The following is a 12338-nucleotide window of genomic DNA, read 5'->3' on the forward strand; positions in this document are numbered from 1 at the left end:
GCGGGCGTCCGCGGCGAACGTCGTCAGCGTGCCGCCGCCGCCACCACCGCCGCCGGCGACCAGGAGGCGCGCGTCGTGGCCGGTGCCGTTGAGCAGGACGCTCGAGGCGCCGCCGCCTCCGCCGCCGGCCGGGGCGCCCGCGCCGCCGTGGGCGCCGCCGTAGCGGCCGGCCGCACCGGGCTTCATGCCGTTGGCGTTCGTGCCGTGGCCACCGACCCGGACGTGGAGCTGGTCGCCGGCGCGGACCGGGAAGGTCGCGGCGACCATGCCGCCCGGCCCGCCCGGTGCGGGGGCGACGTCCGAACGCAGGACGCCGCCGGCACCGCCGGCCGCACCGTGCGCGGTGATGCGCACGTCGCGCACGCCGGCCGGGACGCGCAGGAGGTAGTCAGTGGCTGACGGGTCGTCATATGTGCAGGTGACGACCCCGAGAGCGGTGGGTGAACTGCACTCGCCGGCGACGCTTGCTCCGGCGGCCGGGACGCCCGTTCCGCCGAGCACGACCGCGAGCGTTCCGCCGATCGCTGCTGCTCTCATGTTGTTTGGCCCTTCGTCTGGCGCTGCCTCGAGAGAGCTTCGGAAGGAGGCTAACCCGATGTCTGTGTGCGGAGCGAGGGCCCGTCCGGCTCTTTCGGCCGGACGGGCCCTCGTGTTTCCCCGATGTCGCGCAACCGCCCGGAGCGCGACTACCCACTGATTGATGTCACCAACACCCAGCGGGGGCTCTTACATGTTTCGTGAGGCCTCCTTGATGGCCTCCCGGATACGCGGGTACGTGTTGCATCGACAGACGTTGCGCAGGTTGTCCAGGTCGGCGTCGGTGACCTTCCGACCCTTCTTCTTGGCCTTCTCGATGAGGTCGACGGCCGCCATGATCTGACCGGGCTGGCAGTACCCGCACTGCGGGACCGAGTTCTTGATCCACGCCTCCTGCACGGGGTGCAGTCCGTTCGGGCCCTTCTTCTTGCCGGCCGTGTCGGCCAGACCCTCGATGGTCGTGATCCGGTCGGTCGGCTTGATGTACTTCACCGACACCGAGCAGGGCGTGAAGGCCTTGCCGTTGATGTGCGACGTGCAGGCCTTGCACTGATTGATGCCGCAGCCGTACTTGGGGCCGCGGACCTTGAGGACGTCACGCAGAACCCACAGCAGGCGGACGTCGTCCTCGATGTCAACGCTGACCTTCTTGCCGTTCAGGATGAACGAGTGCTTGGACACGGGAAACTCCTTTCTTTCGCTCGAAGGTCAGCTGGGCAGGACGCGCGTCGGGCTCTGCGGCACCGACGGTGACTTGGGAATGTGCGTGAACTGGCTCGGGGTGTCCCGGAAGTAGACCGGGAGCTCGGTGATCTTGCGGCCGAGGACCTTCTGCAGCGCGATGGCCGCAGCGGCGTAGCCGGCGCCGTTGCCGGTCTCGCCGGTGCCCGAGGGCACCAGGCTGCCGTCGTCGATGACGATGGCCTCGAACTCGAGAGGCGACATCCACTGCCGGGTGAACATGTAGTCGTCCCAGCCGCCCTCGATCGGGAGGCCTTCCTCCCAGTGCAGGGCCTCGGTGAAGGCGGCCGCGATGCCGTCGATCATGCCGCCCATGAACTGGGCCTTGCACTGGTCCGGGTTGACCGGGACGCCCATCGCGCCGGCGAAGATCGCCTTGGTGATGCGCGGGCCCGGCCAGCCGCGGCGGGTCCGCCGACGTGTCGTCTCCGGCCGGTTGTCGATCTCCATCAGGCACGCGAGGTTGCACTTGTACTCGCTGTGGATGGCGATGGCCTGGGCCATGCCGGCCGGCATCTTCCGGCCCCAGTTGCCGCGCTCGGCGACCGCGTCGAGCGCGGCCTTCATGTGCTCGCTCTTCGCGAACGCACGGCGGAACTCGTACCCGTCCATGCCGAACGACTCGGCGAGGTCCTCGACGAGGAGCTCACGGGCCACCGCGACGTCCGGGGAGTACACGTTGCGCACCGCGGATGTGGGCAGGTAGTCGTACTGGAACGCCTCGGTGAGGGCGGTCTTGGTCGGCCCGAAGTTGTACGGGACCGAGGTGACGACCTGGTAGAAGTAGTCGGTGACGCCGGTATTGCCCGCATAGCGACCGGGCTCCTTCTTCACCGCGCGCCCGGAGATGACGTCGCCGAGACTGTGGGTGAAGTCGCAGGCCCCCGACGCGTGCCACTGGGTGAAGCTGGTGACGCTGTTGCCGACCTTGGTGGCCCGCACGTGCGAGATCGCTCCGGGGTGCTGACGACCGTGGCGGATGTCATCGGTGCGGTGCCACATCAGGCGGACCGGCTTGCCGAACGCCTTCGACGCCCGCGCCGCTTCCAGGATGTGGTCGCCGTGCAGCTTGCGGCCGAACGAACCGCCCGCGTACACGACGTTGATGACGACCTTGTCGAGGGGCAGGCCCAGCTCCTCGGAAAGCATGCCCAGCGGGGTGCCGGGGATCTTCGAGGCCGCCCACACCTCGCACTTGTCGTCGGTCACGTCGGCGACCGCGCTGTTCGTCTCGAGCGGAGAGTTGCTGCGGAACTGGAAGGTGTACTCGCCCTCGATCACCTCGGACCCGGGCAGTGCCGGCTCCATCGGGAGCCGCACCTTCTGGACCTCGGCCATCAGGCCCTCGGAGTTCACCTTGCCGGTGTCGCCGACCTCCCAGTCGACCTTGAGCGCACGGATCGCGTCCACGCACTGACCGAAGGTCTTCGCGCGGATGGCCACGGCCGAGGAACGGTGCGTGGACTCGATGACCGCGAGGTCGGTGACGCCCGGCATCCCCTTGATCTGCTCGAGGTTGTTGATCTTGCCGACGCGGCCGTTGAATGTCGGGGGCCGGGCGAGCATCGTCGGGAGCGCGTTCGGGATGTCCAGGTCCATCGCGAACTTCTTGGCGCCGGTGACGATGGCCTTGATGTCCTTGCGCGGCACCGACTTGCCGATCACGCCGCCCTTGGGCGGACCGATCGCAGCGTCGAGCAGCGCACCGATGGCCTCGTTCTGCGGCGAGCCGATGGCGAGAGAGCCGTACGGGGCGCGCTGGCCGTCGGGGCCGAAGACGAACCCGTCCTTGGTGCGCAGCACCTTCGGCGAGACACCCCACTTCTGGGCGGCCGCGCCGACGAGGCGCTGCCGCGCGAGCTCACTCAGCTCACGGAGGGGCTCCCACAGCGAGTACAGCGAGGAGGACCCACCGGTGAGCTGCGCGGCGAAGAGGTCCGCCCGCGCCTTCGACTGGGTGATGTCGACCTGCTCGTACGGGATCTCCATCTGGTCCGCGATGATCTGCGCGATACCGGTCTCGACACCCTGTCCGACCTCGCAGCGCGGCATGTCGAAGCGGACCCGGCCGTCCTCAGAGACCTCGAGCGTGAGCAGTGGCGTCACGGCGCGGGTCTGGTCGCGCATGAGGTCCATGAAGTCGTAGTGGTCCGACGGCAGGTCGTTGCTCAGGATGGGGGTGGCCCCGCCGGCCGCGGTGGCCGGGCGCGAGTCGACCACGTACTGACCAGCCACGGTCAGCGTTGTCCCGGCCATGACATAGCCGACGAAGCGTCGACGGCTCAGGCCGTTCGCGGTCTCCTCAGGCCCGGTAGTGCCGAAAGCGTCTGCAGTTTGCGTCATGAGCGTGCTTCCTTTCGCGCCGGCTCGGGGGAGACCGGCTCAAGAGGCGTCGATCGTCAGCGGGCGGGGGCGTTCACGATCAACTTCAGGTCAATGCCCTTCGGCTGAAGAGCATGGCGGGTGGGAGTACTCACCACCTGCGCCCATGGCGGATGGGTGCCAGAACTGCGGAGGCCCTGGCGTGGGGCGGTGTTGTACACAGCGGGCGGAATGTGTGCACATCGGAGTAAGTGACGCGGACCACGAGGGTCTTACTGAGAAAATGTCCGGTCAGTTCAACTTGTCCGATCGCACCAAGTTCTGTGACGGCACGTCAGGGTTCGTCCGGTAAGAACCAAAGGTCGTGACGGCACTGACGAGGGTGAGTCGCCTCCTTCCGCCAGAGGAGCGAAGAGTCGTCGCGCGGAAGAGAAACGGACAACATCCCCATGCGGTTGCTGCCCTCGCCACGTCCCCGGCCCTCCACCTGCCTCTTCTCGGTGCTGGCTCTCGCCTGCTCCGTCGTCGCGGTCGCCGCCCCCACACCGGTGGCCGCGGCGCCGGTCACCACGATCACCTCGACGTGGACCTCGGACGACGGCCAGGACTTCACGATCACCAACCACCTCAGAAACTTCCCCGGGGTGGACCGGGACGCGGCGGCGTCGCACGAGTACCTCGTCGTCTGGGCCGGCGACGTCAACGCCGCCGACCTCGAGTCCGGGGCCGGCGGCAAGCTGCACAACCTGCCGGGCGCGGCCGGCGAGGCGATGGATTCGCTCGGCCGTCCGCACACCCCCGCGGTCGGGCCGGACTTCCTCGCGGTGATCGACGTGCAGAAGGGCGCGCCGACCTACGGCAAGGTCGTCAACACCGTCACGGTCCCGCTGGCGGAGAACGAGCCGCACCACATGCAGTACGAGTGGCACCGCGGCGACACCATCTACGCCGGTGGGCTGTACAGCGACGTCGCGTTCGCGCTCGACGCCACGAACCTGCCGGTGATGACGCTGCGCGGCGTCAATCTGCCGACGGACACCCCGTGCGGTTCGGTGCCCGACGCGTTCTGGACGATGAGCGACGGCACGGCCTACGGGACGTGGATGGGCGGGCCGAACCTGCCCGGTCCCTGCACCTACACCAACGGTGAGGTGCGCATGGGCAACGGTTTCGGCGGTGCTCCCGGTTCGGTCGTGCTGCTCGACAGGAACGGGCGGACGATCTCCGAGTCACCCGCGGCGACGCCGGGTATGGAGCCGGTGCCGCGCGAGTGCGCGATGACGCCGCCGGTCGAGCCGCGGACGTGCGCGAATCCGCACGGCATCCAGCTCCGTGAGGACCTGAACCGGATGATCACCGGTGACTTCGCGCAGCCGTCGGTCATCATCGAGGACCCGTTGCCGGCCCTGCCGCCGGTCGACGTGAACATGGTCCGCCGCACGGTGCGGATCTGGGACATCAGCGACCGGAAGAACCCGAAGGTCGTGTCGGTGTCGCGCCTGCCCGACGGACCGCGGCAGACGAAGCCCTCGGACGCCGAGAACATGGGCTTCATGGAGGTCACGGTCACGAACCGGCCGGGCCACAAGGGCGCGTTCGCCTCCTCCATGTGCGCCGGGGCGATCTACTACACGCCCGACATCACGGTGAAGGACCCGCAGTGGCGCGAGGTCTACGACCAGGCCGCGGTCTACCGCGCCATGAACGACCGCGCGAAGGCCGGCATGGCCGGCAGCGGCGCCGGGCACCACGGCTTCGCCGACAGCGGTTGCGAGGGCAGCGGCTGGCTGCAGACCTCGCCCGACGACCGCTTCCTCTACACGGTGACGATGGGCCGCCGCGCCCACACCGCCGAGGCCTCCGACCCGGGCACGCCGGGCATCGTCCTCTCGCTCGACATCCGCAAGCTGCTCGCGGCGGGGAACGACGTCGAGTGCAAGATCGACACTGAGACCGAGGCGTTCCACGGCGGCGCCGAGAAGGACTGCCCGACCGTCCACTCGGTCCTGCCCGTCGACGACCCGACGAGCGGCGGCCCGCACTGGGGCGCGTTGGACCACTTCGTCCAGGGTCCGGACGGCAAGTTCGCCGAGACCCGCGACCCGCGCCGGCTCGCGTACTCGAACTACTTCGTCGCCCGCACCGGGTGGGACGGTGACCACAAGGTCTGCCTGGTGACGATCGACGACGACCACCAGTTGTCGCTCGACCGTGACTTCAAGGACGAGTACACCGGCGAGCCCTGCGTCGACTTCAACCGCGCCTCGTGGCCGCACGGGCCCTGGGGCGACGCGAAACCGCACTCGATGATCTTCGTGGTGCCGGACGCGGCGTTCCGCGACTGACATGGCGGCCCACTCCGGACTTCGGCGCGTGCTGTCGCGCACCGGGCGAGTGACAATCGGACTCGTTGCCGTGGTGGCCGCGGCGGCGACCGGCGTCGTCGTCACCGGAGTGTTCGCGGGCGGCGTCGGCGCGGGACCGCCGATGCCGCCCCAGGCCGCCGGCGGGCAGCCCGTCGTCGAGCGCGTGTCGGTCGACGGGCGCGCGGCGCAGGTCGTGGTCGTCCCGCACCGGCCGGGCCCGAATCTCGTGTGGGTGGACGGCGAGGGCTATCGCGTCGGCGTGGGGGACACGCTCGTCGCGGCGGAACGCCGGGCCGGGGCGCCGGGTGCGTGGGCGCTCGTCGACCTGCCCGCGGGTCCGACCACGCTGTGGGTGGAGCACTCCGGGCGGCGCGCGGCCCTGGACGTGCACCCCGATGCCGCGGTCCCCGCCCTGCCGGCGATCACCACCGCCGCCGGTCCCGAATGCCTGTCGGCCGTCGTCGGCGCGGCCCTGGCCGGTGCGGCGCCCCCCAGCCGTTGCCCGAACCAGGCGCTGACGGCGGCCGACCGGATCGCCCTGCGCGGCATGCTGCGGTCGATCGCCGACCGTGGCGTCCCCGGCATTCGGCTCGTGGGTGGGAACTCGCCCCGCGCGGACGCGGCCGAGCGGCTCGTGCGCCGGGAGGCCGCGCGGCTGAACCTCCCCGTCGACGCCGAGCCGCAGCCGCTCGACGCGCGGGTCGTCGTGGGGGACTGGTCGGCCGCGGAGCGGGCGCTGGCGACGCAGGCGCGCAGACCCGCCCGCTCCGGGGTCTATCTCGCGCCGTGGCTCGGCAACGGGACGCTGCTCGGCTACAGCTCGGGCGCGGTCGTGGTGCTGAACTACGACACGACGGCGGAACCGGCGGCGGAGTACATCGCCGAGCTCGACAAGTACGCGCTGCGCAAGCTGGCCTCGCCCGCCGGGTTCACGACGTGGCTCGCCGCGACCGGGCGGCCCGCACCCGCCGGACCGCCGCGGCTGTACGCCGCGCTGGCGGGATTCAGCCTGATGGGCGTCGACCTGTCCCACCGCGGCGGCGCCATCGGCACCGGCGGCTGGGTCCCGAACGGGCGGCTGACCACGGTCAGCAAGCCGCTGACCACCGAGCGTCGGGCCGGCGAATGAGCGCGAGCCTGGTCACGGCCCGAAATTTCGGGGTAAGACTTGGGGACGAGGCGACACCTACGTGGAGACCAGCTGTATGTCTCCCCGAGAACGCTCGAAGAAACGGTCGTAGTGGACAACTCCGACGCCGCCCCGTCGGACGAGAAGTGGATAGCCGACCTGACCGCGGACGGTCCGGACGGCGATGCTGCCCTGCGTCGACTCCACGAGCTTCTCCTGCGGGCGAGCCGGCATCAGGTGTACCGGCTCCGCGGCATGCTCCCGCACGCCGGTACCGAGGAGCTCACCGATCTGGCGATGCAGGCCGCGGACGAGGCCACAGTCTCCGTCCTGCGGCGGCTGGACACCTTCGAGGGCCGGAGCCGTTTCTCCACCTGGGCCTACAAGTTTGCGGTCTACCAGGCCGGGGTCGAGGTCCGGAAGCAGGCCTGGCGCCACAAGGAGATCTCGCTCTCCGACTCGGTCGACCTGGTGGGGATGGTCGACCACAGCGCTTCCCCGTCCGAGCTGGCCGAGGCGACGGAGCTGGCCCGGGCGGTGGAGAACGCGATCCAGACGGCGCTGACGCCACATCAGCGACGTATCGCGATCGCCCTCGTCGTCGAGGAGGTTCCGATCGACGTCCTGGCCGATCGGTTGGGCACCACCCGCAACGCGCTCTACAAGACACTGCACGACGCCCGTCGGCGGTTACGAGCCGCTCTTGCCGACTGCGGGCATCTGGATGCCATTACCGACCGGAGTACCGCATGAATGCGCCGCCCCCACCACGGTCGCTCGCCGAGGTCGTTGCCGGACTGACTGTCGACGCGGACCCCTACTTGTCGTGCGACGAGTGCTTCGACCAAATCTGCGCGTACGTCGAGCACGTCGCTGCGGATCCCGCGTACGAGGACGTCGTGATGCGAAGACACCTCGATACGTGTGGCGCCTGTGCCGAGGAGGCGGCCACACTGCTGGAGCTCGGGGCCCTGGACCTCACGAGCTGACCCTCTCTCCCGTTCCCTTTTCCGCGGTGCAGCGGCACTTCGTGCTGTCCGCGTCCGGCCGGGGGAGGCCTGGGGTGCCGGCGGTCCGTGACCACCCCTGGCACCCGAGGAGATGTGCTGTTGTGGGTACATCGTAACACGATATAAATCGGCCGCAAGACCCAATTTTCTCCAGGCGTAACGCGGCGCGCGCGTACAGCGCAATCTCGACCCCTAAACCTTTCTGATATTCCGTCAGATTATGACGTGACGCACAAAACCATTAGACGTAAAGCTGCGACCGTTCGTCGATGACGGGGCAAATCGGGCGATCTTCGCGTGTGATCCCGTGAACACTCGGGGGAAGCGAAGGCCGACCCAGGTCCCGTGTCCGTGTGCAGCCATTCATCCGTCCAGGACCGGGACGCCCGCCCCAGGTCCTGCGCGAAGAGGCTGCCGCACGTTGTCCATCCCGTCGTCCGGCGGGAGCAGAACTTCCGCCGTGTCCGCGACGGCCCGTAAGCCGGTTCCCCCGAGCCGGCGTGAAGGGAAAACAGTTCATGTCACCAACACCCAGCCCCGACCCGACCACGCTTGCACCGCCCGCGGCACCGCCGTCGGGCACCTCGCGGCGCCAATTCGTCGGGTACGTGCTGGCCGGCACCACGCTGGCTGTCACTGCCGACATGGCGTGGGAGGGCTCAGCGTCCACGGCCCACGCCGCCGGTGCCTCCCTGATCCCGAGTAACCCCACGTTCTCGGCCAACTACGACTTCCTGGACGCGTACCGGGACTCGTGCCTCCCGACCAACCACCACCTGAAGATCGAGCTCACGCCGCAGGGCAAGGCGCGCTTCGCGCTGCCTCGCCAGGAGGTCGGCCAGGGCATCACGACCTCGTTCGCGCAGGTCATCGCCGACGAGCTCGACATGTCGATGGACGACGTCGAGGTGTACCTCTCCGACGCGCGTCCTGAGCTGGTCTTCAACCAGCTCACCGGTGGTTCCACGTCGCACTTCTCGCTGTGGATGCCGATGCGCACGATGGCGGCGACGGCCCGCACTGCCCTCGCCTCGGCGGCGGCGGAGAAGTGGGGGGTCCCCGTCTCCGCCGTCACCACCCGCGACGGTGCCGTCTTCGGCCCCGACGGTCAGCGCGCCACCTACGGGTTGCTGTCCGAACTCGCGGCGTCCAAGATCACGAAGCCGCTGGACGTCAAGCTCAAGGGCAAGCCCGGCAAGTACGTCGGGAAGAGCATCGGCCGCGTCGACGCCCTCGACATGGTCACCGGCAAGAAGAAGTTCGCGATGGACCTGCAGGTCCCGAACGCGCTTCCGACCATGCTGTGCCGGCCCCCGACGATCAACGGCACCGTGCAGTCGATCGACAACCTCGAGCGTGTGAAGGCGATGCCGGGTGTCACCGACGTCGCGGCGATCTCCCGCGGGGTGGCCGTGCGTGCGCGCACGTTCGGCCAGTGCATCGACGCGATCCGCGCGCTCAAGGTCACCTGGGGCGCCGGGACCGTCGACAAGGAGAACAACGAGTCGCTGGCCAAGAAGGTCGCGTCCGTCCTCCTGCCGGTGCCGCCCGCGGCGCCGACCGACGAGGTCATCGACCAGGACTACACGTTCCACTACCGCAGTGGTTCGCCGCTCGAGACGAACTGCGCCGTCGCCGACGTCCGCAAGGACTCCGCCGAGGTTTGGGGCACGAACAAGATGCCCATCGTCACGCTGCAGCGGATCGCGCTGATGTTGGACCTGCCCGAGGACGCCGTGACGGTGCACTGCCCGCCCGGCGGTGGCTCGTTCGGCCGCCACCTGTTCTCGGACGCGTCCTACGAGGCCGTCGAGGCGTCGAAGACGTTCGGCAAGCCCGTCAAGCTGATGTGGCACCGGACGGACGACAACCGCCACGGACGTATGCACCCGATGATGGTGAACCGCGTGCGCGCCACGAAGAACGGCAACAGCGTCACGAGCTTCACGATGTCGAGCGCCTCCTCGGCGTGCGACTGGACGCACGGTCTCGGCGAGATCATCTCCGGCTCGGCCACGGCGCAGGACCCGCGTCTGGGCTTCTCCGGCAACAAGGAGGCCGGCAACCTCTCGGTGTCGATGGGGTTCTACCAGCTCGTCACCGACGTGCCGTACCACTTCGGCCCGACCGCGGTGTTCCTCAACGAGATCTTCGCCTACGACACGCTCCCGACGTCCGCGGTGCGGAACGTGTACTCGCCGGACACCGGGACGGCGCGTGAGCTGCACGTCTCGAAGATGGCTGACGCGTTCGGCATGGACGACTACGAGTTTCGTCGTTCCTTCGCGGCGGACGACGGCTGGCGTGCGGTGCTCGACAAGGCCGCCGAGGCCGGTAACTGGGGTCGCACGATGCCGAAGGGCACCGCGCAGGCCATCGCGCTGCACAGCGAGTACCAGTGCAAGGTCGCCTGCTTCATGGAGATCGACGCCCGACCCGCCATGGTGAACCGGAAGATCCGTGAGGCCTACACGGGCCCGCGTGTCACGAAGGCGATCATGGCCGTCGATGCCGGACGGGTCATCAACCCGCGCAACTTCCAGGCGATGATGATGGGCGGCTGCATGGACGGCATCGCCCAGGCCCTGACGGCGAGTCTGCACATCGAGGACGGCCTGCCGCTCGAGGGCTCGTGGGACAACTACCGGTACACCCGGCAGTGGAACGTCCCGTACGTGTTCGAGTGCCACGTCATGCCGGACAACCGTGACATCGGCGGTGGCGCCGGTGAGACCGGTGTGGCCGCCGGCCAGGCGGCCGCGGCGATCGCCTACGGCCGTGCGGTGGGAGAGCTCCCGACCTACAACCCGGTCAACTTCAACGAGCCGCTGGGATTCGTGGCCAAGCCCAAGGTGCCACCGATCCCGCAGTCACCCGTCAACGGCCGCCGCTTCGCGCGCTGACCTGATTTCCCGGAAGGAGGAGACTTCATGAGTAAGCACACGTTCATCCTGAACGGCAAGAAGGTCAGCGTGGACGCCGAGAGCAACGTCCGCATGCTGTGGGTGCTCCGCGACCTGCTCGGTGTCACCGGCCCGAAGTACGGTTGCGGCATCCGGGTCTGTCAGGCGTGCACCTCGCACCTGAACGGCAAGCACTTCAACCCGTGCTCGGTGCCGGTCTCGGACATCAAGGCCTCGGACCGCATCACCACGATCGAAGGTCTGGCCAAGACGGCCAAGGGCAAGCTGCACCCCGTGCAGGAGGCCTGGGTCAAGTACGACGTCGCCCAGTGCGGTTATTGCCAGCCCGGCCAGATCATGGCCGCGACTGCGTTGATCAACCGCGTGAAGAAGTCCGGCCGCAAGATCTCCGAGGCCGACCTCGACACCCTGCGCAACGTCTGCCGCTGCGGTACGTACCCGCGTATCCGTGACGCCGTGAAGTACGCGGCCGCCAAGATGTAGCGACGCAACGCCCCGTGTCGCACACCCACGGCCCCTCCGGTCCCCGGAGGGGCCGTGGCGTTGTAGCTGACGGCCCGTCAATGATCGGCTGGACGTCGGGGAAGTTGTTCGAGGCGGAGCTCGCGACGCTCGGGGAGTCGACTCGATCCGCCCCGATCACGTCGGCGCCAGCGCGAACCGACGAGGGTTGGAGCGCGCCGCGCGGGAGTGAACCGGTGTGCTTCCGCTGACGCTCGCGGATCGGATCGCGGGTCAGTCGGTGGCGGTGCTCGCCGGCCGGCGGTAGTCGAGATCGCGGTACTCCGGGTGCCGCCCCATCCAGCCCTGGACGAACGGGCAGATCGGGAGCACCTGCAGCCCGAGCGTCCGGACGTGGTCGAGCGCTGCGCGCACCAGCTGGCCGCCGATGCCCTGACCCTCGAGCGCGGGGTCGATCTCGGTGTGGGTGAAGACGACCAGTTCCGCCGTCTTCTGATAGGCCGCGTGGCCGAGCAGCTGCCCGTCCCGCCGGATCTCGTACCGGTTCTGCTCGGGAACGTCCAGCACTTCGGTGGTCACGATGCCTGCCTCACCTGTCGACGACGTTGTCGGGCACCCGACGATGACATGGAGATGTCATCTCCACCGAGGCGGGGCGGGCGCGCCTGCACTGGAGATGACATCTCCAGTGCACGGGCGCCGACGTCGGGCGGTGCCAATTCCCTTGTGGCGTAGGGGTTCTGGGTCTTGTGCTGGTCGGCGGTGTCCCCTATACTCGAACATACGTTCTGCATATCTGCTTGAGTGCAGTAGCATTTGGTGCGTGAGCCAGGAGCGTCCCGTCGGT

The 12338-nt window shown here is 68.9% G+C and carries 10 protein-coding genes; 6 read left to right on the forward strand and 4 right to left on the reverse strand.

Annotated features, from left to right (window positions below; translation table 11 throughout):
- The 3 genes from ABD401_RS24875 to ABD401_RS24885 form a co-directional block, all read right to left on the reverse strand.
- On the reverse strand, positions 1-537 hold a 537-nt coding region (locus ABD401_RS24875; protein ID WP_344609906.1), incomplete at its 3' end, for a glycine-rich protein.
- 189 nt (positions 538-726) lie between these two features.
- Entirely contained in the window at positions 727-1218 is a 492-nt protein-coding gene (locus ABD401_RS24880; protein ID WP_019873493.1) for a (2Fe-2S)-binding protein, read from the reverse strand.
- Between the two features lie 27 nt (positions 1219-1245).
- A complete protein-coding gene (locus ABD401_RS24885) occupies positions 1246-3621 on the reverse strand; it encodes a molybdopterin cofactor-binding domain-containing protein (RefSeq protein WP_344609908.1) in 2376 nt (791 codons plus the stop codon).
- Between the two features lie 428 nt (positions 3622-4049).
- Here ABD401_RS24885 and ABD401_RS24890 point away from each other — a divergent pair, with 428 nt between their 5' ends.
- The 6 genes from ABD401_RS24890 (at position 4050) to ABD401_RS24915 (ending at position 11512) form a co-directional block, all read left to right on the forward strand.
- A complete protein-coding gene (locus ABD401_RS24890) occupies positions 4050-5945 on the forward strand; it encodes a hypothetical protein (protein ID WP_344609910.1) in 1896 nt (631 codons plus the stop codon).
- A gap of 49 nt (positions 5946-5994) precedes the next feature.
- On the forward strand, positions 5995-7095 hold the full coding sequence (locus ABD401_RS24895; protein ID WP_344609912.1) for a hypothetical protein: 1101 nt from the start codon (positions 5995-5997) through the stop codon (positions 7093-7095).
- Positions 7096-7206: 111 nt separating this feature from the next.
- Entirely contained in the window at positions 7207-7848 is a 642-nt protein-coding gene (locus ABD401_RS24900) for a sigma-70 family RNA polymerase sigma factor (protein WP_344609914.1), read from the forward strand.
- Positions 7845-8084 (forward strand): hypothetical protein, encoded by a 240-nt coding sequence (locus ABD401_RS24905; protein WP_344609916.1) that lies wholly within the window; start codon positions 7845-7847, stop codon positions 8082-8084. Before ABD401_RS24900 ends, ABD401_RS24905 begins: the two co-directional genes overlap by 4 nt.
- A gap of 539 nt (positions 8085-8623) precedes the next feature.
- On the forward strand, positions 8624-11008 hold the full coding sequence (locus ABD401_RS24910) for a molybdopterin cofactor-binding domain-containing protein (RefSeq protein WP_344609918.1): 2385 nt from the start codon (positions 8624-8626) through the stop codon (positions 11006-11008).
- A gap of 27 nt (positions 11009-11035) precedes the next feature.
- Positions 11036-11512, forward strand: a complete 477-nt coding sequence (locus ABD401_RS24915) for a (2Fe-2S)-binding protein (RefSeq protein ID WP_344609920.1) — start codon at positions 11036-11038, stop codon at positions 11510-11512.
- A 252-nt stretch (positions 11513-11764) separates the two neighbouring features.
- Here the strand turns inward: ABD401_RS24915 and ABD401_RS24920 are convergent, their stop codons facing one another.
- On the reverse strand, positions 11765-12070 hold the full coding sequence (locus ABD401_RS24920; protein ID WP_344609922.1) for a GNAT family N-acetyltransferase: 306 nt from the start codon (positions 12068-12070) through the stop codon (positions 11765-11767).
- Positions 12071-12338 lie beyond the last annotated feature (268 nt).

The sequence above is a fragment of the Sporichthya brevicatena genome (assembly GCF_039525035.1).
Classification (GTDB): Bacteria; Actinomycetota; Actinomycetes; order Sporichthyales; family Sporichthyaceae; genus Sporichthya; species Sporichthya brevicatena.

Bases quoted from the DNA above. Each gene is read 5' to 3' on its own strand.
- ABD401_RS24915 (WP_344609920.1), top strand. From the start codon at position 11,036: ATGAGTAAGCACACGTTCATCCTGAACGGCAAGAAGGTCAGCGTGGAC.
- ABD401_RS24890 (WP_344609910.1), top strand. From the start codon at position 4,050: ATGCGGTTGCTGCCCTCGCCACGTCCCCGGCCCTCCACCTGCCTCTTC.
- ABD401_RS24885 (WP_344609908.1), bottom strand. From the start codon at position 3,621: ATGACGCAAACTGCAGACGCTTTCGGCACTACCGGGCCTGAGGAGACC.
- ABD401_RS24905 (WP_344609916.1), top strand. From the start codon at position 7,845: ATGAATGCGCCGCCCCCACCACGGTCGCTCGCCGAGGTCGTTGCCGGA.
- ABD401_RS24910 (WP_344609918.1), top strand. From the start codon at position 8,624: ATGTCACCAACACCCAGCCCCGACCCGACCACGCTTGCACCGCCCGCG.